The organism is Streptomyces sp. NPDC005963 (assembly GCF_040638655.1).
In the GTDB taxonomy this organism is placed as follows: Bacteria; Actinomycetota; Actinomycetes; order Streptomycetales; family Streptomycetaceae; genus Streptomyces.
Map to the genome: position 1 here is coordinate 117,174 of NZ_JBEXVD010000023.1, position 21,173 is coordinate 138,346.

General features: G+C 70.4%; 20 protein-coding genes. 7 read left to right on the forward strand and 13 right to left on the reverse strand.

Annotated elements, in window-relative coordinates; all coding sequences use genetic code 11:
- Nucleotides 1-5: 5 nt before the first annotated feature.
- Nucleotides 6-1,403, reverse strand: a complete 1,398-nt coding sequence (locus ABZ348_RS26360; RefSeq protein ID WP_358937044.1) for an FAD-dependent oxidoreductase — start codon at nt 1,401-1,403, stop codon at nt 6-8.
- A 164-nt stretch (nt 1,404-1,567) separates the two neighbouring features.
- On the opposite strand from ABZ348_RS26360, the gene ABZ348_RS26365 reads away from it, so the two are divergent.
- Together ABZ348_RS26365 and ABZ348_RS26370 are read left to right on the forward strand one after the other, a co-directional pair.
- Complete coding sequence (locus ABZ348_RS26365) at nt 1,568-2,452, forward strand: aminoglycoside phosphotransferase family protein (protein WP_358937046.1); 885 nt, start codon at nt 1,568-1,570, stop codon at nt 2,450-2,452.
- Nucleotides 2,453-2,478: 26 nt separating this feature from the next.
- On the forward strand, nt 2,479-2,955 hold the full coding sequence (locus ABZ348_RS26370) for a GNAT family N-acetyltransferase (protein ID WP_358937048.1): 477 nt from the start codon (nt 2,479-2,481) through the stop codon (nt 2,953-2,955).
- Nucleotides 2,956-3,022: 67 nt separating this feature from the next.
- Here the strand turns inward: ABZ348_RS26370 and ABZ348_RS26375 are convergent, their stop codons facing one another.
- The 5 genes from ABZ348_RS26375 to ABZ348_RS26395 form a co-directional block, all read right to left on the reverse strand.
- Nucleotides 3,023-4,003: a zinc-binding dehydrogenase gene (locus tag ABZ348_RS26375; protein ID WP_358937050.1), complete on the reverse strand. Its 981-nt coding sequence runs from the start codon at nt 4,001-4,003 to the stop codon at nt 3,023-3,025.
- An 88-nt stretch (nt 4,004-4,091) separates the two neighbouring features.
- On the reverse strand, nt 4,092-5,258 hold the full coding sequence (locus ABZ348_RS26380; protein ID WP_358937052.1) for an NAD(P)-binding protein: 1,167 nt from the start codon (nt 5,256-5,258) through the stop codon (nt 4,092-4,094).
- 93 nt (nt 5,259-5,351) lie between these two features.
- Nucleotides 5,352-5,849 (reverse strand): hypothetical protein, encoded by a 498-nt coding sequence (locus ABZ348_RS26385; RefSeq protein WP_358937054.1) that lies wholly within the window; start codon nt 5,847-5,849, stop codon nt 5,352-5,354.
- 107 nt (nt 5,850-5,956) lie between these two features.
- Nucleotides 5,957-6,580: a response regulator transcription factor gene (locus ABZ348_RS26390; RefSeq protein WP_358937055.1), complete on the reverse strand. Its 624-nt coding sequence runs from the start codon at nt 6,578-6,580 to the stop codon at nt 5,957-5,959.
- Complete coding sequence (locus tag ABZ348_RS26395) at nt 6,577-7,698, reverse strand: sensor histidine kinase (RefSeq protein WP_358937086.1); 1,122 nt, start codon at nt 7,696-7,698, stop codon at nt 6,577-6,579. The genes ABZ348_RS26390 and ABZ348_RS26395 overlap by 4 nt, the downstream gene beginning before the upstream one ends.
- A 418-nt stretch (nt 7,699-8,116) precedes the next feature.
- On the opposite strand from ABZ348_RS26395, the gene ABZ348_RS26400 reads away from it, so the two are divergent.
- Together ABZ348_RS26400 and ABZ348_RS26405 are read left to right on the forward strand one after the other, a co-directional pair.
- The gene (locus ABZ348_RS26400; protein WP_358937088.1) at nt 8,117-8,674 is read left to right on the forward strand and encodes a heme-binding protein; all 558 of its coding nucleotides are present in this window, start codon (nt 8,117-8,119) and stop codon (nt 8,672-8,674) included.
- A gap of 247 nt (nt 8,675-8,921) precedes the next feature.
- Complete coding sequence (locus ABZ348_RS26405) at nt 8,922-10,334, forward strand: M1 family metallopeptidase (RefSeq protein WP_358937056.1); 1,413 nt, start codon at nt 8,922-8,924, stop codon at nt 10,332-10,334.
- A 130-nt stretch (nt 10,335-10,464) separates the two neighbouring features.
- Here the strand turns inward: ABZ348_RS26405 and ABZ348_RS26410 are convergent, their stop codons facing one another.
- A complete protein-coding gene (locus ABZ348_RS26410; RefSeq protein ID WP_358937058.1) occupies nt 10,465-11,025 on the reverse strand; it encodes a GNAT family protein in 561 nt (186 codons plus the stop codon).
- A 214-nt stretch (nt 11,026-11,239) separates the two neighbouring features.
- Nucleotides 11,240-11,815: a TerD family protein gene (locus ABZ348_RS26415; protein ID WP_358937060.1), complete on the reverse strand. Its 576-nt coding sequence runs from the start codon at nt 11,813-11,815 to the stop codon at nt 11,240-11,242.
- 296 nt (nt 11,816-12,111) lie between these two features.
- On the opposite strand from ABZ348_RS26415, the gene arfB reads away from it, so the two are divergent.
- Nucleotides 12,112-12,540 (forward strand): alternative ribosome rescue aminoacyl-tRNA hydrolase ArfB, encoded by a 429-nt coding sequence (gene arfB, locus ABZ348_RS26420; protein ID WP_358937062.1) that lies wholly within the window; start codon nt 12,112-12,114, stop codon nt 12,538-12,540.
- Nucleotides 12,541-12,722: 182 nt separating this feature from the next.
- Here arfB and ABZ348_RS26425 read toward each other — a convergent pair whose 3' ends face one another.
- Nucleotides 12,723-13,196: a flavin reductase family protein gene (locus ABZ348_RS26425; protein ID WP_358937090.1), complete on the reverse strand. Its 474-nt coding sequence runs from the start codon at nt 13,194-13,196 to the stop codon at nt 12,723-12,725.
- A gap of 544 nt (nt 13,197-13,740) precedes the next feature.
- Between ABZ348_RS26425 and cdgB the strand changes: the two genes are divergently transcribed.
- Both cdgB and ABZ348_RS26435 read left to right on the forward strand, forming a co-directional pair.
- Nucleotides 13,741-15,378 carry a diguanylate cyclase CdgB gene (gene cdgB / locus ABZ348_RS26430; RefSeq protein ID WP_358937064.1) on the forward strand — a complete coding sequence of 546 codons (1,638 nt, stop codon included), beginning with the start codon at nt 13,741-13,743 and terminating at the stop codon, nt 15,376-15,378.
- A gap of 155 nt (nt 15,379-15,533) precedes the next feature.
- Nucleotides 15,534-16,514: a carbohydrate-binding protein gene (locus ABZ348_RS26435; protein ID WP_358937066.1), complete on the forward strand. Its 981-nt coding sequence runs from the start codon at nt 15,534-15,536 to the stop codon at nt 16,512-16,514.
- Nucleotides 16,515-16,622: 108 nt separating this feature from the next.
- Here ABZ348_RS26435 and ABZ348_RS26440 read toward each other — a convergent pair whose 3' ends face one another.
- From ABZ348_RS26440 to ABZ348_RS26455, 4 genes are all read right to left on the reverse strand, one after another.
- The gene (locus ABZ348_RS26440) at nt 16,623-17,477 is read right to left on the reverse strand and encodes a class II fructose-bisphosphate aldolase (protein ID WP_358937068.1); all 855 of its coding nucleotides are present in this window, start codon (nt 17,475-17,477) and stop codon (nt 16,623-16,625) included.
- A gap of 126 nt (nt 17,478-17,603) precedes the next feature.
- Nucleotides 17,604-18,530, reverse strand: a complete 927-nt coding sequence (locus ABZ348_RS26445) for a 1-phosphofructokinase family hexose kinase (RefSeq protein WP_358937092.1) — start codon at nt 18,528-18,530, stop codon at nt 17,604-17,606.
- Between the two features lie 161 nt (nt 18,531-18,691).
- A complete protein-coding gene (nagA, locus tag ABZ348_RS26450; RefSeq protein ID WP_358937070.1) occupies nt 18,692-19,885 on the reverse strand; it encodes an N-acetylglucosamine-6-phosphate deacetylase in 1,194 nt (397 codons plus the stop codon).
- On the reverse strand, nt 19,885-20,823 hold the full coding sequence (locus ABZ348_RS26455; protein WP_358937072.1) for an ROK family protein: 939 nt from the start codon (nt 20,821-20,823) through the stop codon (nt 19,885-19,887). The genes nagA and ABZ348_RS26455 overlap by 1 nt, the downstream gene beginning before the upstream one ends.
- Between the last annotated feature and the right edge of the window lie 350 nt (nt 20,824-21,173).

The window sequence follows — 21,173 nt, forward strand, 5'->3', positions numbered from 1 at the left end:
GCAGGTCAGGAGCGGCCCGAGATGCGGTCCGCGATCTGCGCCACCCGGTCCGTCCGAGCGCTGCGGGCCAGTGACTCGCGGCGGTCGGCACCCCGGTAGGCCGCGTACATCGTCTGTACGCCCAGCCAGCGCAGTGGTTCCGGTTCCCACTTGCGCACCCGGTGTCCGACCCACGGCAGGGTGGTGAGGTCCGTTGCGCCCGCCTGTCCCGAGTCCTGTTGGATCAGATCGCGCAGGGTGCGGCCGGCGAGATTGGCGGTGGCGACACCGGAGCCCACGTAGCCGCCCGCCCAGCCGAGCCCGGTCGAGCGGTCCAGGGTGACGGTCGCGCACCAGTCGCGCGGTACTCCGAGCACCCCCGACCAGGCGTGCGCGATCCGCACGCCCGCCGTGGTGGGGAAGAGGCGCACCAGCATCTCGCGCAGCGCCTCCACCGTCACCGCCTGCGTACGCCCGTCGTTGTCGGTGCGGGAGCCGAAACGGTACGGAACTCCTCGGCCGCCGAGTGCGATCCGGTCGTCGGCGGTGCGCTGGGCGTAGACATAGGCGTGCGCCATGTCGCCGAGCGTCTCGCGCCCCTCCCAACCGATGGTGGCCCACACTTCCGGCGGCAACGGCTCGGTGGCGATCATCGACGAGTTCATGGGGAGCCAGGCGCGCCGCTGCCCCTTGAGCGCGGCGGTGAACCCCTCGGTGCAGCGCAGGACGTACGGGGCGCGGACCGTTCCGTAGGGGGTGACCGCGTGCCGGGGGCGGATCTCCGTCACCGGTGTGGACTCGTGGATCGTCACGCCCAGCGCCTCGACCGCCGAGGCCAGTCCCTTGACCAGCTTCACCGGATGCACCCGGGCGCCGTACGGGGTCCACGAGGAGGCGACAGCGCCGTTGACCCGGATGCGCTCGGCGGTCTCCCGGGCGCCGAGGAGCACCCGTTCCTTCTCGCCGAAGGCGACCTCCGCACGGTGGTACGCCCTGAGCCGGGCCGCTTGGGCCGGGGTGTGGGCGACTTCCAGCACTCCGCCGCGGTGTACGTCGGCGTCGATGTGCTCGTCGGCGGCGACCCGGATGACCTCGTCGACCGTGTCGTTCATGGCCCGCTGGAGCCGGACCGCGGCGTCCTGCCCGTGCAGTCGCGCATGGCGGTCGCGGCCCGCGATGCCGTTGTAGAGCCAACCGCCGTTGCGCCCGGAAGCGCCGTAGCCACAGAACCTGCCTTCGAGGACGACGACGTTGAGGAAGGGGGCGGCCTTCTTGAGGTAGTACGCCGTCCACAGACCGGTGTATCCGCCGCCCACGATGCAGACATCGGCGGAGGCGTCCCCGGGCAGCGGCTCACGGGGGGTGGGCAGCCCGTCCTGGGCGTACCAGAACGAGATGCCGCCGTTGGCGGTGGTGCTGGTCATCGTGTCCCTGCCGCTCTGGCTCGCGCCGCGGTGATCCGGCCGTGAAGGTGCTGCTCGGGCCCTCGTCTGCGGGCGACTGTACGCAACGCCGCCGCCCGGCGCCCTGGTGCGGATGCCGGAAAATGGGGCGAGCGGGTCGGCACTGTGTCCATACGATCGCCTGCATGATCGAGGTACCGGAAGCACTGGCCGAGTCGCAGCACAAACACGGAGGGGAAGCGGGGCGGGCCTTCATCGCCGTGCTCCCGCAGCGGGTGGAGGAGTTCCTGGAGCGCTGGCAACTGCGGGTGACGGGGAAGGCCATGCACGGCATGGCGGCCCTGGTCCTCCCGGTGGAGCGGCCCGACGGCTCCCCGGCCGCGGTCAAGTTCCAGGCGCTCGACGAGGAGAGCGAGGGAGAGCCCGTCGCCCTGCGCCTGTGGGACGGGGACGGCGCCGTACGACTCCTTGAGCACGATGCGGACACCAACACGCTGCTCCTCGAACGGCTCGACTCCGGCCGTCATCTGTCGTCGCTGACAGACACCCGGGAGGCGGTGCGCATCCTGGCGGAGTTGTTGGCCCGGTTGACGGCCGAACCGGCGCCGCAGGGGATGCGCACCTTGGGGGACATCGCTGCGCACATGCTCGCCGACGTTCCGGACGCGGTGCGGCTCCTCCATGACGAGGACGAGCGCAGGGTGCTGCTGGACTGCGCCGCCGCCGTGCGGGAGGTGGCCGGTGAGAGCGGGGACCGGCTGCTGCACTGGGACCTGCACTACGACAACGTCCTGGCGGCTGACCGGGAGCCCTGGCTCGTCATCGATCCCAGGCCGCTGGCCGGGGACCCGGGCTTCGATGTGATGCCCGCCCTGGACAACCTCTTCGACCCCGCCGAGACGCAGTGGCGGTTCGATCTGCTCACCGAGACGCTGGGTCTGGACCGTGACCGGACGCGTGCATGGGTCCTGGGGCGGGTGCTCCAGAACAGCCTGTGGACCCTGGAGGACGGCGAGTCCCGACTGGAGGACGAACAGGTGTCCATCGCTCGGACGCTGTTGGCTCGCTGATCGTCGAATAGGGCAGGCTCGACCCCATGATTCGTACCGCTGTGCCCACAGATGTTCCGGAGATCCACCGCATGGTGCGTGAACTCGCCGAGTACGAGAAGGCTCTGGACGAGGTCCACGCCACGGAGGACCAACTCCGTGAGGCGCTGTTCGGTGAGAACCCCGCGGCCTATGCGCACATCGCCGAGACGGACGCCGGCGAAACGGTCGGTTTCGCCCTCTGGTTCCTGAACTTCTCCACCTGGCGCGGTGTGCACGGGATCTATCTGGAGGACCTCTACGTCCGCCCGAGCAGTCGTGGCGGCGGCCACGGCAAGGCCCTGCTGACGGAGTTGGCCCGGCTCTGCGTGGCCCGCGGCTACGAGCGGCTTGAGTGGTCGGTCCTGGACTGGAGCAAGCCGTCGATCGACTTCTACCGGTCGCTGGGCGCGGTGCCCATGGACGAGTGGACCGTGAACCGGCTGACGGACGACGCCCTGCGGAAGCTCGGCGAACCGAAGTAGGCCGTGTTCAGGGGCTCGGGCCGGCCGGGGCTCGGGTCCCACCTTCAGGGTTTCGGGACCCGGGTGCTCAGGGGACGAGGACCACCTTGCCGACCGTGCCACGGGTCTCCAGCGCGCGGTGTGCGCCGGCCGCGTCGGCGAGGGGGAAGCGCTGGACCGCCGGGCGCAGCCGTCCGCTCGCCGCCGCGGCGAGGGCGCGCTCCTCCAGCGTACGGATGTCCCCTCCCGCCTTCTCGATCATCGCGGGCCCGACGACGGCCTCGGACGTGATCCCCCGTTCGATCAGTTCCTCGTCGGTGAAGGTCACGTCGTCTCCGAATCCGCCGTAGACGAGGTGGCGGCCCCCCTTGCCCAAGAGATCGACCGCGTGCCGGGCGATGTCGCCGCCGACCGCGTCGAAGACGACGGTGGCCCGGGTGTCGCCCAGGTGGTCGCGGGCCTGCTCGACCCATTCTGGCCGTCGGTAGTCGAGGGCGAGATCGGCGCCGTTGGCGAGTGCCCGGGCCGCCTTGGCGGGGCCGCCGGCGAGGGCGATGACGGTGGCTCCGGCGTTCTTGGCGTACTGGACCAGGAGGGTGCCGATGCCGCCTGCCGCCGCCGGCACGATGACCACGTCGTCCGGGCCCAGGTCGGTGAACTGGACGATGCCCATGACCGTACGGCCGGTGCCGATCATCGCGACGGCCTCGGCCGCATCGAGCGTCGCGGGGATCTCATGGAGCCTCGCCGCATCGGTGACCGCGAGTTCCGCGTAGCCGCCCGGGGCCAGGCCCAGATGGGCCACGACCCGCTTGCCGAGCAAGTCGGGGTCGGTGCCCTCGCCCAGCGCATCGACGGTTCCGGCGACCTCCCGGCCCGGGATGCTGGGCAGCGCCGCGGGTGCTGCGGGGTGCCCTTCGAGCCCGGTGCGCAGCAGGGTGTCGAGGTAGTGGACGCCCGCCGCTTCGACGGCGATCCGCACCTGGCCCGGGCCGGGCTGCGGATCGTCGACCTGCTCGTGCAGGAGGTTCTCGGCGGGGCCGAAGGCGTGGAGGCGTACGGCGTGCATGGCGGGCTCCCCTGGATGGGCCGGTCAACGGTCTACTCACACCTTCCAACCTCAAGCCCGATTGAGGTCAACCCTCGTGGTGGGGTCCTCAAGCGCGTCCGAGGCCAACCCCTGTGGTGGGGCGCCGAACGGCTAGTGTCACCGCTGACAACGCGCTGGTGAAGGACACCTCCGAGAGGAGGCCGGGAGCCGCCACCTGATCGCCGACCAGATAGACGCCGTTCCCGCGGTCGATCGCCGGCCGGTCCCGCCAGGTCGTCCCCGGCGCATCGAGCGCCCCGGTGCGGCCCTGCGCCAGCCCGTCCCGACGCCACACCGTCCGCTCCCGCCAACCCGGGAACCCCAGATCCAAGAGGGACTCGGCGTGCAGGACGCCGTCCGCCTTCGATTCTTCGGGCCCGATGGGCAGTTGGCCTTGAACGAGCGACTGCCCTGCGGGTGCCAAGGAGGAGTCCTGCGCGGTGAAGCGCTCCAACCATCCGGGGGCGTCCAGATCGGAGAGGACGAACGGGTCCTTGCGGTGGGTGCGCAGCGCGAGGTCGATCAGGGTCGTGCGTCCGCTGGGCCAGTGCAGCGCATCGTCCTTCAGCAGTCCGCGCGCCGCGTCGAGCGAGGTGGCGACGATCACCGGCCCGTGCTCAGGCGGCACATCGACTCGGGCGCCGCTCTCGATCCGTACGCCCAACGCCGTGGCGCGGGCGACCATGCGGGCGATGACCTGCCCCCAGCCGCCGCGCGGATAGCTCGCCTCGGGCGGCAGCGAGGCCGCGCGCCGCAGCCGTTCCTGGACGAACGCGGCCGAGAGGGAACCGGGGTCGTGGTGGAAGAGGGCCACGCCCATGTACCGGGCAGCCGCTTGCGCCCCCTCAAGGCCCACCCGGGCGCTCGCCCAACGGGTGAAGTCCTGGTCGACCGGTACGAGCCCGGGGTCCCAGTGGGCGAGCCTGACCAGGGCCGCCGGAGGCATCCTGCGGAGCCGCCCGCCACGACGGAACCGAAAGCGCGCACCCTCCCGGGCGGGGATCGCGGCCAGCGGCCCGATGAGGTCGCGGTCCTTCAGCCAGCCCCAGTGGGGTCCTCGACGGTAGAAGGCGTGCGGCCCGTCGTTCGTGCGGTAGGGCCCCTCGCCGGTGCGGGCCCTACCACCGAACGTCCGATGAGCCTCGTACAGACGGACGGCGGCTCCCGATTCGGCTGCGGCGATGGCCGCGGTCAGTCCGCCGAAGCCGCCACCGATGACGGTGATCTCGTGCATGAGGGGCATCCCTTCCCTGAGCCGGTGAACGCTCTCGGTAGAAGGACGTTCGGGGACCCTCACTCTGTGACATCGTCGTTGGGAGCAGCGGCCCTACAGCCGGGGAAAGCGGGCCTGGAGGTCCCAGACCACCGGATTGTCCGCGAGGCCCTCGTGCAGGTCGAAGAGGTCGGCCAGCAGGTCGTGCAGGAAGTCGCGGGATTCGCGCCGCAACTCGCGGTGGCTGAAGGTCAGGGCCGGTTCGTCGCCCGGCATCCAGTCCGCCTCCACGTCGACCCAGCCGAAGCGCCGCTCGAAAACCATCCGGTCCGTGGACTCGGTGAAGTCCAACTCGGCGAACTGCGGAGTGGCCGCCCTGCTGCCGAGCGGATCGCGGTCGATGCGCTCGACGATGTCGCACAGCGCCCAGGCGAAGTCGAGCACCGGGACCCATCCCCAGGCTGTGGACAGTTCTCGGTCCGCCTTGGTGTCGGCGAGGTAGACGTCGCCGCAGAACAGATCGTGACGCAGGGACTGGGTGTCCGCGCGTCGGTAGTCGGTCTGTGGGGGGTCGGGGAAGCGCCGGGAGAGGGAGTAGCCGATATCGAGCACCGCCCGATGGTGTCACGCCCCGAGAGGTGCCCCCGCTCCGGCCGCCGTCGGTCCCCTCGGGCCCGGGCTCAGGGCAGCAGCCGCCGTCGGTCCCCACGGCCCCGGGCTCAGGGCAGCAGCCGCCGTTCCTTGGCCACGGACACCGCCCCCGCGCGGGTGTCCACCCCGAGCTTGGCGTAGATCCGGCCCAGATGGGTCTTCACCGTGGCCTCGCTGATGAACAGCGCCCGCGCGATCTCCCGGTTTCCGAGCCCCCTGCCCAACTGCCCGAGGATGTCCCGTTCCCGCTCGGTCAGCTGCGGGCTTCCCGTGCCCCGCATCCGGTCCATGACCCGGCTCGCCACCGGCGCCGACAGGGTCGTACGGCCTTGCGCCGCCGCACGGATCGCCGCGAACAACTCCTCCGGGCGTTCCGCCTTCAACAGGTATCCGGTCGCCCCGGCCCCGATCGCCCGGGTGATGTCCGCGTCGGTGTCGTACGTCGTCAGCACCAGGACGTGCACCGTGGGGGACGCGATCAGCCGGGTCGCCTCCACCCCGTCGATGCCGGCGCCCAACTGGAGGTCCATCAGCACCACGTCCGGCTCCAGCTTGGCGGCCAGGGCGACCGCCTCCTCGCCGCTGCCGGCCTCGCCGACGACCTCGATGTCGGGTTCGCTGCCGAGCAGAGCCAACAGTCCGGCCCTTACGACCGCGTGGTCGTCGCACAACAGGATGCGTACGGTGGTCATCGCTGCTCCCCGGGGATCGCCGCGGACACGACGGTGCCCTCGCCGGGTGTCGACTCGACGGTCAGTGTGCCGCCGAGTTGTTCCACGCGCGCCCGCATCGCCGCGAGTCCGTGCCCGCGCACCCCTGGCGTCACCTCTCCCGGGACGAATCCGGTTCCGTCGTCCGCGATGTCCAGGACCACCTGGTCGTCGAGATGGCTCAGGGTCAGCGCGGCGGAGCCGGCACCCGCGTGTTCACGGACGTTCGCCAGGGCGCCCTGTGCGATCCGCAGCAGTGCCGACTGCACGCGGTCGGGCAGCTGCGCCGGGTCGCCGTCGCGGTGGAAGCGGACCGGGAGCGACGGGGTCGACTCCCGCTCGGCGAGCGTGCGCAGGGCCTGTTCGAGTCCGCCGCCCTCCGCGAGGTCCGCGGGCGCCAGGTCGTGCACGAAGCGCCTGGCCTCGGCGAGGCTGCGTTCGGTGATCGACTCCGCGGTACGGACATGGCCGCGGGCGGTCTGGGGATCGCTCGCCCAGGTGCGGTCGGCGGCCTGGAGGAGCATCTGTTGGCTGGACAGGCTCTGGGCGAGGGTGTCGTGGATCTCCATGGAGAGGCGTTGCCGCTCCGCCAGCGTCCCCTCGCGCCGCTCGGTCGCCGCCAACTCCCGGCGGGTGCGGATCAGGTCGTCGACCAGCGCCTGGAGCCGGTCGGCCTGCCGGCGCATATGGATGAAGACCGCGGTGGCCAGCACGGCGACGGCGGGCGGCACCAGGAAGAGATTGGGGTCCACCCCGTCCCGCAGCCGCCATTCCGCGATCATGACGAGGGCGCACAGGACGGCCACCATGGCGACGGCGCCCCGGGTCGGCAGGGACCGCAGACCGGTGTAGATCAGCGGTACGGCGCACCAGGCGAAGCTGGGGGCGAGCAGCACCACCACCGTCCAACAGCCCACGATCAGCCCCAGGCGGACCAGGTCCCCGTGTCGGTAGCGGGCTGTCAGCCGGTTCCCGGCGAGTTGCAGGACCGCGAGCGCGGCGCTCAATCCGATGACCCAGGGCAGCCAGGGGCTGTCGGAGTGCCGGGTGAGGAAGCGCAGCAGTGCGCCGGCGAGCAGGGCGATGAACGCGATGTTCATCACGGTCTCCAGCCAGCGGGTCTCCTGCTCCGCTCCTCGTACGTCCCGAGTGTCGGCGGGTGCCGCGGGGTCGGGCCCGTGCTCCTCCCGGTCGCGGGCCTGGCCGTCCCGGGGTGGTGCGGCCCGCGGTGTGGGGGGCATGGCGATCTCCTCCGCGTATCGGCTCGTCGGCTCGTCGGATCGGGGACAGGGGACAGGGGACAGGGGGGCAGGGGGCACGGGGCGCTTCTTCAGCATCGTGACCCCGGGTGACCACGGCCGCATCAACCGATCGGCTGACCCGTCCCTCCTCCATCATGCCTGCGCCGGGCAGCCGGTACGCCGATGCCCATAAGCCCTGATGAGGCCGAGGATCGATGGCAGAAGGTCCCGCTGACCACTGGAACCCAGCCCCCAGGAGCTAAAGATCATGAAGAAGATGTCGTCGATCTCGGTCCGTACCCGCGTTCTGACCGGTGCGGCCGTCGCCGCGGCCCTCGGTGTCGGGACGGTCGGCGCGGTCACGGCCAATGCCGACGCGCCCGCCGCGGAGACCCGCGCGGCGGTCAAGGCGGACACCTCGAACCGGCACCTCCAGCAGACGACCCACCTCACGGTCGACGCCGCGTCCCGGGCCGCACAGGCCACGCTGGACGCCGCTGAGCGCGCCGGCCAGCGGGTCACGGTCGCCGTGGTCGACCGCAACGGCAACACGCTCGTCACCCTCCGCGGCAACGGCGCAGGCCCGCAGTCGTACGAGTCGGCCGAGAAGAAGGCGTTCACCGCCGTCTCCTGGAACGCCCCCACCTCCGAGTTGGTCAAGCGCCTGGAGTCCACCCCCAACCTGAAGGACATCCCCGGCACCCTCTTCCTGGGCGGCGGCGCCCCGGTGCAGGTCAAGGGCGCTCCGATCGCCGGAATCGGTGTGGCTGGCGCACCGAGCGGCGCCCAGGACGAGGAGTTCGCCCGTGCGGGCGTGGCCGCCCTAACCCGCTGACCTGCCGAGCAGCCCCGAAGGGGATGCCCCCGGTCGTCGTGACGCGGCGGCCCGGGGGCATTCTCGTTTGACCCGACCCGACCCGACCCGACCCGACCCGACCCGACCCGACCCGACCCGACCCGCTCGGGCGCGTCCTCGGCCTGCGTGCCGTGGGGTCCGGGTCCGTCCCCCGCGCTGGATTGCAGGACACCCTGCCGGGCAGCGCGTCCCGGGCATCCCGACGCCCCGCCCCTAGGATCGCGACGTGCGTCTGCCCACCTCACCGCGCCCCCTCGCGCCCACCGTCGCCCTGGTCCTCCTCGCGGCCTGCGGTCTGACGGGATGCAGTGCGAACGGACCCGTACCGAAGGGCGTGAAGGGCACGCCGGGCGGCTCCGGAGTGCGCGACCCCCTCTTCCCCCGGCTGGGAAACGGCGGTTACGACGTCCAGCACTACGCCCTCACCCTGGCCTACGAGCCCCGCACCGGACGGCTGACGGGCACCGCCGAGATCACCGCCCGCGCCACCGCCGACCTCAGCGCCTTCAACCTCGACCTCCATGCGCTGACCGCCGACCGGGTCACCGTCGACGGCCTGCCGTCCGCCGCCAACCAGGCCGGTGACGAACTGACCGTGCGCCCCCGCCGGGACCTGGCCGAAGGCAAGACGTTCCGTACCGTCGTCCACTACTCCGGCACCCCCCGGACCATCACCGACTCCGACGGTTCCGAGGAGGGCTGGTTGCGGACCGCCGACGGCGCACTCGCGGTCGGGGAACCCGCGGGCTCGATGGCCTGGTTCCCCGGGAACCACCATCCGAGCGACAAGGCCACCTACGCCGTCACCGCGACCGTCCCCGAAGGACTCGACGTGATCTCCAACGGCGAGTTGACGGACGAGACGACCCGAGCCGGCCGCACCACCTTCGTCTGGAAGTCGGCGCGGCCGATGGCGAGCTATCTGGCGACGCTGGCGATCGGCGCGTACGACACCAAGACCTCGCGCACCCCGACCGGACTGCCCGTCATCACCGCGGCCGACCCCTCGGTGGCCGACGACAGCGATGCCCTGCTGGCGGAGATCCCGAAGGTCATGGAGTGGTCGACACGACGGTTCGGCCCGTACCCCTACTCCTCGATCGGCGCGATCGTCGTCCCCGACGGGGAGGTCGGCTACGCCCTGGAGACCCAGAACCGCCCGGTCTTCCCCGCCGAGTACTTCCAACTCGACATCCTCGTCCACGAGATCGCCCACCACTGGTACGGCAACTCGGTCACCCCCGCCGACTGGCGCGACATGTGGTTGAACGAGGGCTTCGCCACCTACGCCGAGTGGTTGTGGGCCGAGGACTTCGACGGCGTACCGGCACAGGAGAACTTCGAGGAGGCCTTCGAGGACGAGACCAACTGGGAGTTCCCACCGGCCTCCCCGCCGTCCCCGGCCCGGATCTCCAGCTCCCCGGTGTACGGGAGGGGCGCGATGGTCCTCCACAAGCTCCGACAGGAAGTCGGCGACGAGACCTTCGACGAGATCCTGAAGGGCTGGCCGCTGGAACACCGCCACGGCAACGCCTCGACGGAGGACTTCACGTCGTACGCGGAGAAGAAGGCCGGCCATGCGCTGAGTGACCTCTGGCGCATCTGGCTGTACGGGGACGACCGCCCGGCCCGGGGGTGATGCCTGCGGCAGGCTCTGTGAAAAGGCGGCTGCGCTTGCTGATGGCCGAGATCGAGCGGACCCGAGTGCTTCGGTGATCCGAGTGCTTCGGCGAACGAGCGCGGCACGCGGATGCTCTCCGCAGCAGGGTTCAGGACGGCTGTCGGCCCGCGCGCCACTCCGGGGCCAGGACCGACCAGATCTCCTCGTCGTGGCGCTTGCCCCGGTAGGGATGGCTTTCGCGCAGGACGCCCTCCTTGGTCATACCGAGGCGGCGGGCGACCGCGATGCTGGGGGCGTTGGCCGCGGAGACCACCCACTCCACCCGGTGGATGCCGCGTTCCTCGACGGCCCAGTCGATGATCGTGCGCACCGCCCGGGTCACGAGTCCCCGGCCCACCGCGGACGGTTCCAGCCAGCAGCCCGCTTCGGCAGTGCCCCGGGCGACGTCCAGCCGGCGGAAGATGACCGCGCCGACCAGTTGGCCGTCCGTGCGGATGCCGTGGATGCGTCCGGTGTCGGCCGCGGTCTTGTCCGCGTACGCCTGGAGGAACGCCCGGCTCGACTCCAGGTCCGTGATGATGTCGGGCAGTCCGTTGTGCTGCCCGATGAACTCGCGCCCACGGTCCACATGGGCCAGGAACTCGTCCGCCTGCCAGGGTTCGAGGGGACACAGCTCGGCGCCGTCATCACCGAGGGATATTGCGTACATCGGCACCTCTCACCGCTGGAATCCGGACACAACCAACACGCCTGGTGCGAAGCGATGTTCTCATGTGCGATCGAAGTGACGCCCGGGGGTGGTGTGGTCGGAGATGGCCCGGGAGGGCAGTCCGCCGGCTGTGAGCGGGCACAGCCGTGCCCCGGCCGGGATCGCTCCCCGCCGGGGCACGGTGGTGTGAGCTCGACGTGCTACGAGGCCGTGCTCAGAGGTTCACGCCGAAGTCGCGTGCGATGCCTTCGAGGCCGGAGGCGTACCCCTGGCCGACCGCGCGGAACTTCCACTCCGCGCCGTTGCGGTAGAGCTCGCCGAAGACCATGGCGGTCTCGACCGCCGCGTCCTCGCTCAGGTCGTAGCGGGCGATCTCGGCGCCACCGGCCTGGTTGAGGATGCGGATGTACGCGTTGCGCACCTGGCCGAAGTTCTGGGCGCGGGTGACGGCGTCGTAGATCGAGACCGGGAAGACGATCTTGTCCACATCGGCGGGCAGACCCGCGAGGTTCACATTGATCTGCTCGTCGTCGCCGCCGCCCTCGCCGGTGCGGTTGTCACCGGTGTGCACGATGGTCTGGTCCGGCGTGGCCCGGTTGTTGAAGAAGATGAAGTGGGCGTCGGAGGCGACCTTGCCCGCGGGGTTCACGCCGATCGCGGAGGCGTCGAGGTCGAAGTCCGTGCCGGTCGTGGTGCGGACGTCCCAGCCGAGGCCGACCGTAACGGCGGTCAGGCCCGGTGCCTCCTTGGTGAGCGAGACGTTGCCGCCCTTGGTCAGGCTAACTGCCATTGGGAAGTCCCCTTCGTGATCGAGTCATCCGGCTTCTTGTCGTACGAAGCTACCGGTACCCGTCATAACGCAGGCAGGGGACTGCCAGGTTCCATGTGATTGCGGGTTCTTCGCCGGGTTCGCGCCGGCCGGTGAGCCCATGGTGCTTCCGGCCGTACCGGGTGCCCCGGGAGGTCGGCGGCCGGGTTCCCGTCAAAGGCGAAGGCAGCGCCCGTCAAAGGTGAAGTGCGTGCTCATATGCGACGCGCTGGGAAAACTGGATGACGTGCCCGCCGTCGTCGCGGGACCATGGGGGCATGTCCGGGCCCTATGTCATCCGTGGCTCGGTCTCCTTGCCGGAGGCCGAGTTGATCTGGCGTTTCTCCAGGTCGTCTGGGCCTGGTGGCCAGCACGTGAACACGAGCGATTCACAGGTCGAGCTGCGCTTCGACCTTGGCAAGACCGATGCGCTGCCGAAGGTGTGGAAGGAGCGCGCGCTGGAGCGGTTGGCCGGAAGGCTGGTCGGCGGAGTGATCGCCGTGCGCTCGTCCGAGCACCGCTCGCAGTGGCGCAACCGCGAGACGGCGGCCGTTCGGTTGGCCTCGCTCCTCGCGGACGCGACCGCTCCGCCGCCGAAGCCGCGGCGGGCCGTGCGGGTGCCGCGGGGGATCAACGAAAGGCGTCTGAAGCAGAAGAAGCAGCGCGCGGACGTCAAGCGCGGTCGCTCGGGCCGTGACTGGCACTGAGGGACTGAAGGGGCGACCGCGGCGAATCGCTGGTGCTCTGGAGTCGGCGAGGGTGTCGTCGGGCTCGGTGAGCCCGGCCCGGATGCTCGGCGGATCGGCGGGTGCTGCGTCGACCGCTCGGTGCCCCACCCGGCACAGAGGGTTCGACGTGGTGCGGTGTCATGCATCGGCGATGGCGCTGATCAGCCCAGTTGGCGGTAGCGGCCTCGGAAGTACATCAAGGGTCCGCCCTCGGTGCTGTAGAGGTCCGCCGCCAGCACCCGCCCGATCACCAGGGTGTGATCACCCGCGACGACCCGGTTCTCCGTACGGCACTCCAGCGTCGCCAGTGCTCCGCGCACCAGGAGCGCTCCGCTGACCTTTCCTCGTGAGTAGGGGATGTCCTCGAACAGCAGCCGGTCGCTGATCCGCCCCTTCATGGCGAACCGGCCGGCGATGTGCCGCTGGCTTTCGGAGAGTACGGAGATCCCCCACATCGGCTGTTCCGCGAGGAGGTCGTCCATGCGGGAGCCGTTGCGGAGGCTGACCATCACCAGTGGGGGGTTGAGCGACACGGAGAGGAAGGCGGTCGCGGTCATGCCGACGTCCTCACCGCGCGGTCCGTCGTCCACGTCGTGCGCGGTCACCAGGACCACACCGGCGGCGAGCTGGGACATTGCGGCACGGAACTCCTCATTCGTCACCCCCTCAGCATGGGGGACGCGGGCAGGGGAGTCCGGATCGGCGGGACTCCGGGGTCCCGGTGGTCCCAAGGGGCGGGCGGGGCTCGGGGGAGTTACAGGCCAGGAGTGCGAAGTCGTATGCAACACACATGAGACGCTAACTGTCGTCACCCGGTGTGCGCATCGGCCACCAGACACAGCGAAAGTCCTAGGACCTCTGTAGGGTCGGCGGCCCGAAGGACGCGCCATACCGTTTGGGGGGAACGTCTGGGAGGCTCTTGTGAGGAGTGCGCCCGTACGGCGGAAACGGGCGGATTTGCGTTCGTAGAACACTGGTAAAGACCAAACGCACATCCATTCGGCCAGAGCCCGTCTTCATCAGATGATGTGACTTGAGTCACAGAGGGCGGTATTTGTTGACCCTGTGTACCGGGTGAAGTGCTCGCTGTGATTCAGTGGCCGGGAAACCGCAACGAGAAGGCCGAAGAGGAACCTGGAGTTTCTGAAGATTGCTGTCGAGGTCTCGGGGAGAGCGAGCATGGAGACCGAGTCGGAGCCGTACGTCCGTCTTGCTACCCTGCGGCAGCTGCACAAGGTGGTCGCGGACCTCAACACCGCCCGCAGCCTTGCCGACACCCTCCAGACCGTCGCCGACGGCATTGTGGCGGGGCTCGGTTACGAGCTCGCCTGCGTCAACCTCGTCCGGGCCGACGGCGACTTGGTCGTCGCCGCCTTCGCAGGTAGCGCCGCCGCAGAGGCTCTGATCACCGGTCGCGTCGGCTCCCGACCCTCCTGGGACCGTCGGCTCTCCATGGGCGAGGCCTGGGGAGAACTGCGTTTCATACCCCACACCGAGGGTTGGGTGCTCATCGAGGACGACGTCCCGCAGTGGCACACCGAAGGACCCGACCCCCGGTTCGAAGACGAGTGGCACCCCCAGGACCGCCTCTACGCGCCCATGTACGCCTCGGGCGGCGGTCGGGAACTCCTGGGCGTCATCTCGGTCGATCGGCCCCGCAACGGACGCCGTCCCGGCCCTTGGGGTCAGGAAGCCCTCCAGATGTACGCCTCCCAGGCCGCAATTGCGATCAGCAATGCCCGTCTCAGAGCAAACATGCAGCGCGCCCTGGTTCGGTTGGAGCGCGAACAGCAGGCCCTCAGGGCGAGCGAAGAGTCCTTCCGGCAGGCGTTCGAGTACGCCCCCAGCGGTATGGCCATCGCCGAAATGGGCGGCGATCAGCACGGCAGGCTACTGCGGACCAATGACGCACTGTGTCGACTTCTCGGCCGACCCGCATCCGCCATGCGCCGCTACTCCTTCGCCGACCTGGTCCACCAGGACGACATCGGCACCCTCCTGCGCACCTCCGCCGAAGGCGGTCGCGCGGAACTGCGGCTGGGCCGGCGCGACGGCACCTATGTGTGGGTCTCCCTGCGGAACTCCGTCGTCGCCGACACCGCGGATGGCCCCCGCTTCCTCCTGACCCACATCGAGGACATAGAGGATCGCAAGCGCCATGAACTCCAATTGGCGCACCGCGCCTCACACGACGCCCTCACCGGCCTCCCCAACAGCGCGGAACTGCGCACCCGACTGAGCGCCAAGCTCTGCGAACGGCCGCCGGCCAGCCACGAGGCCGAGTTGGAGCACCTGGGCGGGGCGTACGACCAGGACCCCGGATCCCCGTTCGGCGACGGCTTCGACTTCGGCCCCACCGGCACCGCGTACGACCACCACGTGCACACGATCGCGCCCGCCGAGGAGGTCGACGACGGTACGAAGGGGCTCGCGGTCCTCTTCTGCGACCTGGACGGCTTCAAGTCGATCAACGACCGGTTCGGGCACCAGACCGGTGACGCCGTCCTGGTCGAGGTCGCCCGCCGGCTCACCACGGGCGTACGGGAAGGGGACACGGTCGCCCGTCTCGGCGGCGACGAATTCGTGGTCCTCGCCGACGGCCTGGGCTCGGCCGACGCCGCCGACCTCGCGGCCCGGCTGCGCAACGCGATCGTCCTGCCGATCCGGGTGGGGGGACGCGGAGTGCGCGTCGGGGCGAGCTTCGGCATTAGCTGGGCGAGCTGCGGAATGACCGTCGACGAGGTGCTGCAATCCGCCGATCAACGGATGTACGTCGAAAAGCGCTCGCGTTCGAAGGTGCACCGGCGGGCGGGCTGAGGGCTGGGTAGGCCGGTTCTCCCCTTGTGTAGTGATTGTGTCCTGGTCTTGTGACGAGTGACCGATCGAGGTCAAGGCCATCCGTTGCGTTAATCCAAACCGGGTAGGCTCGCCGGCGTCGGCGTAGGGCTGACGAGGGTGAGGAGGTACCAGGCATGACGGCCGGGAACAACGGCGCGAATACGCCCGAGGACGACGATCCGTTCGGCTATCTGTATGAGGACGGACAGGCAGCGGGCGCCACACCGCCCTCGGGCCGGGGCCGCGGCTATGGATACCCCGGACCTGCCGCGCAGCCCGGTGTGCCCAGGACCTCCTACAACCACGTGCGCGCGGTCGGCGAGCGTCAGGTCGGACATCAGGGCGTCGGCCAGCCGGTCCCGCAGCAGACGTATCCCCAGCAGGGGTACAGCAGCCAGCCGACCGCCCAGTACGCGGCGCCCGAGACCTACCCCGGCGGGGTGACCCCCCGTGCCTCGCAGCAGCCGACCCACCAGGGGGGTGGCCGTGGCAGCGGTCGCGGACCCAACACCAAGGGACTGCTGATCGGCGCGATCGCCGTGGTCGCGGTCGTCGTGATCGGCATCGCCGCCGCACTGTTGGGCCCCGACGACGGGGACGACAAGGCCGGCGACGAGGTCAAGCCGAGCACGGTCCCGAGCCCGACGCAGTCGGCACAGACCAGCGAGCCCGAATCCGGTGAGGAGAAGCCCGCAGAACTGCCGAAGCAGGACGCGGCGACGCTCAAGCTGGGCGCCCCGGCGGAGCTCGGCACGGACATCAAGGGCGCGAAGGGCGCTGACGGCGCCTATGTGAAGTTCAACGGCGTCGGTGGTTCCGCCAGTTGGTCGGTGGACGTGCCCAACGGCGGTCCGTACACGATGTACATCACCTACGGTGTGCCCGGCAAGGACGCCCACACCTCGCTGACGATCAACGAGGGCACACCTCGCAAGATCAACATGTCGAACTTCGCGAAGGCCGCCGAGGGCGACTGGGAGAAGGGCTGGACGCGCACGTTCGTCTGGATCGACCTCAAAAAGGGCAAGAACGACCTCAAGATCTCCTGTGAGCAGGGCAACCAGTGCGAGGCCATACTCGACCAGGTCCGACTGGAAGCAGGCAACAAGCGCTGACGTCACGACCCCGAAGAGCCCCCGTCGACCTGCTCGGCCGCCCGGCCCGCTCGACGGGGGGCGTGGGACGAAGAGGGTTTGCCCCGTCAACACATCGACGGGGCAAACTCATTGCTCGGGAAAGAGGCGCATGAACGCGGCCACGACCTCGGCCATCGCCTCCCGGCCGGGCCCCAGGTACTTCCTCGGATCCACCGCACGGGGGTGTGCCGTCAGATGGTCGCGAACCGCCGCCGTGAGCGCGGTGTTCAGCGCCGTACCCACATTGATCTTGACCATTCCCGCCGCCACGGCGGCTCGGATCTCCTCATCCGGGACGCCGGACGAGCCGTGGAGCACCAGGGGCACCGGAACCGTGTCCTTCAGCCGGGCGATCAGACCGTGGTCCAGCGACGCGGTGCGCTCGGTCATCGCATGGGACGAACCGACGGCGACCGCCAGCGCGTCCACCCCGGTCGCCGCCACATAGGCCGCGGCCTCCGCCGGATCCGTACGCACACCGGGGGCGTGGGCGTCGAGCGGCGCTTCCCCCTCCTTGCCGCCGACCTTGCCCAACTCCGCCTCGACCCAGATGCCCCGCTCGTGCCCCCAACGCACCGCTTCCGCGGTGGCCTCGACGTTCCTCGCGTACGACAGCTTCGATGCATCGAACATCACCGAGCTGAACCCCTCGCCGTCCGCGGCGCGCAACAGATCGGGGGAGACCACATGGTCGAGGTGGAGGGCGAGCCGCGCCGATGACGAGCGGGCGGTGGCAGCCGCAGCAGCGGCTATGGCCGAGAGTCGTCCGCCGCGGAACCTGACGGCGTTCTCGGAGATCTGGAGGATCGCGGCCACGCCCGTGCTCTCCGCGCCCGCCGCGATGGCTTCCGCGTGCTCCAGCGTGATGACGTTGAAGGCGGCTACGCCCCGGCCGTCGGCCGCAGCGGCCGAGACGAGTTCACCGGTGCTGACGAGTGGCATGGTGCGGTCCCTTTTCCCGGGCGCGGGGCCCGTGGTGCGCGGGGGTGATGCCCCCGGGTGGTACGGCGGTGCAGGGTGCGGAGGGGCTCAGCGGGCAGACGGGTGGGGGCGTGAGGGGCGAGCGGCTCATGCCGCTGCTCGGTGTTCGGTCACGGTGACCCGGGGCAGCAGCGTTGCGTACCCCGGTGGGTCGAACTCGCCCGCCGCGGGCGCCAGTACCGTCGCCGCCGACAGCGCGACCGCACGGGCCAACCGCTCCGGCCAGGGCAACGCCTCCACCAACCCGGCCAGGAGCGCGGCGACCACGGAGTCACCGGCGCCGGTGGGGTTGCCGCGCACCGGAGCCGGTGGGGTGGCCTGCCAGATCCCCTCGGGAGTGGCGGCGAACAGCCCGTCGGCGCCCAAGGAGGCGATGACCGCCCGGGCACCGCGGCGGCGGGCGTCGCGGGTGGCGCGCAGCGGTTCGCGGGAGCCGGTCAGCTGGGCCAGCTCGTCGAGATTGGGTTTGATGAGGTCGGGGCGGGCGGCGATGCCCCGGCGCAGGGGTTCGCCGCTGGTGTCCAGGAGTACGGGTACGTCCGCGGCGCGGGCGCGTCGGATCAGCTCGGCGTAGGCGCCGACGTGGATTCCCGGTGGCAGGCTGCCGCAGAGCGCCACGGCGTCCGCGTCGCCCAGCAGGGTCTCGTATGCGCGGAGGAAGGTGTTCCACTCCGCGGGGGTGATCGTGGGGCCCGGCTCGTTGAGCTGGGTGGTGTCCCCGGTGGCGCCGTCCACGACGGCGATCGTGCGACGGGTGGGCCCGGCGGTCGGAACGAGCGCGTCCCGCGGGGCGAGCGGGGCCAGCAACTCCCGGAGCACCGCTCCGACCGGGCCACCGGCAAAGCCGGTGACGACGCATTCCTGGCCCAGGGCGGCGAGCACCCTGGCGACATTCAGCCCTTTCCCGCCAGGACGCTCGACTACGTTGTCCACGCGGTGGCTGCGGTGCGGTGTCAATGCGCTGACCTGGTAGGTGATGTCGAGCGCGGTGTTGAGCGTGACCGTCAGGATCACCGCGACACCCCCTGCTGAGCTGGACTGCTGGCTGGTACTGATCATGCCAAACGGAAGGCGGTCGGCCCAGACCTCGGGCCAACCGCCTCGCCGTACCAGCCGTGCTGTGCTGACCACCGCCCGGTCACCCCTTGTGGGAGGAGGACCCTGCCAGGACCGGGCTACTGGGGTTCGATCACCCAGCTGCCTTGGCGCATGACGCCCTTGAGCCGGAACTGATCGTCCAGTACGACCAGGTCCGCGTCCTTGCCGGGCTCCAGTGAGCCGACCCGGTCGTACAGGCCGAGCAGTTTCGCCGGGTTCACCGAGATCGCCTGGACGACATCGGTGACGGGCAGCCGGTCCACGGTCGCCGCTCGTCTGAAAGCGGTGTCCAGGGTGAGCGTCGAGCCCGCGATGGAACCGCCCTCGGTGAGACGGGCCACGCCGTCGATGACGTCGACGGCCAGCGGGCCGAGTTGGTAGCGGCCGTCACCGAAGCCCGCGGCGTCCATGGCGTCCGTGATGAACGCGACCCGGCCCGCGCCCGCACGGTGGAAGGCGAGCTCCAGTGCGGCGGGGTGCAGATGCGTACCGTCGTTGATCAGCTCGACGGTGATCCGCTCGTCCTCCAGCAGTGCCACGATCGGGCCGGGGGAGCGGTGGCCGAGCGGAGGCATCGCGTTGAACAGGTGCGTGGCCACCGTGGCGCCGGCGTTGATGGCTTCCACGGTCTGTTCGTAGGTGGCGTCCGTGTGTCCGATCGCGGCGATGACGCCGTGTTCGGCGAGGAGCCGCACCGAGTCGATGCCACCGGGCAGTTCGGCGGCGAGCGTCACCATCTTGGCCGTGCCGCGCGCTGCGTCGATCAGCTTGCGCACTTCGGCCGGGTCGGGGTCGCGCAGGAGCTCTTCACTGTGTGCGCCCTTGCGGCAGGGCGAGATGAAGGGGCCTTCGAAGTGGATGCCGGCGATGTCACCCTGCTCGACCAGCTCGGAGAGGATTCCGGCCCGGTGGGCGAGGAAGTCGATCTCCGCGGTGACCATGGAGGCAACCAGTGTGGTCGTGCCGTGCTCCCGGTGCGTACGCACGCCCTGGAGCACGTCATCGGCGCTGCCGCCGGTGAAGGAGCCGCCGCCACCACCGTGGTTGTGGATGTCGACGAAGCCGGGAACGATCCAGTGCCCGGAAAGATCACGGTGTGGTGCGGTGTCCGGTGCGGCACCGGTGATCTTCGTCCCCTCGATGTTCACCTGTCCGTTCTCGACAATCCCGGTGGGCAGCACGACCCGGGCTCCGGTGAGGATCGTGCTGTCGCCGGATGCCCCGTGTGCGGCGCGTGCGGCGCTGTCAGCGAGTGCGGCGCGTGCGGCCATTAGGCGGTTACCTCCGAGTCGGTGGCGATCAGATCCCAGGCGAGCAGGCCCGCGCCCAGGCATCCAGCGGTGTCCCCGAGAGCTGCGGGGACGATCGAGGGCAGTTTCTGGAACGTGACCCTCGCTTCCACCGCGGCCCGTAGGGGTGTGAACAAGGTTTCCCTGGCCTCGGCCAGCCCGCCACCGATGATCAGGGTGCGCGGGTCCAGCAGAGTGATGGCGGTGACGAGCCCTGCGGCGAGTGCGTCGACCGCGTCCTGCCAGACGGCGATCGCCTGTGGATCGCCGGACTCGACGGCCTTGGCGCAGTCGGCCGCATCGGCGCCCGGGTCACCGCTGGCTTTGGCCCAGGCGCGGGTGACGGCGGCTGCGGAGGCGAGTGTCTCCAGACAGCCGCGCTGACCACAGCCGCAGTGCGGACCGTCGGGCCGCACGATGACGTGGCCGATCTCGCCCGCGTACCCGTGGGCACCGGCTTCGATCGTGCCGCCGATGCCGATCGCACCGGCTATGCCGGTTCCCAAGGGCACGAACAGGAAGCGATCGGCGCCCTGCCCGGCTCCGATGCGGCCTTCGGCGAGCCCGCCGGTGCGGACGTCGTGGCCGAGGGCGACGGGGATGCCTGCGAGCCGGTCGCTCAGGATCGAACGCAGGGGTACGTCACGCCAGCCGAGGTTGGTTGCGTAGACGGCGATGCCGAGCTCGGAGTCGACGATTCCGGGGACGGCGACACCTGCGGCGAGTGCGGGTGCTCCCAACTGCTCCTTGCCATGGGTGCGAAGGTCGTCGGCGAAGTCGAGGATGGACTGGACGACGGCATCAGGCCCACGGTCCCGCTTCGTGGCGCGGCGGGCCTCATAGAGGAGGGTCCCGTCCACCCCGACGAGGGCGGCCTTCATGCCGGTGCCGCCCACATCCAGGGCGATGACGTGTCTCACGTGGACAGTCTGGCGCGAGAGACACCGAAAGGTCTAGTCCACTACCTGTGATTGTTGCGGGGCCGTACAAAACCGAACGGTTGGGGTTGGGTGGGGTGTGTGGGGTTTTGTCTTGATCGATTGGGGGTGGTGTGGGTGGGGCTGGTGGGGTGAAGGGCTGCGCCTGAGTCGGGGGGCGGGGGCGGGCTTGGTCCGGGTGGGGCTCGCTCTTTGAGCTCAGCCTTGGGGGGTTGGGGGTTCCGTCCTCAAGCGCCGGACGGGCTGGGAGGGCTCGGGTTCGGGGGTGCTGGGCTTTGGGGGGCCCGGGTGCGGGTCTGGGTGGGGTGCGGGTGGTGGGGGTGGGTTAGGGG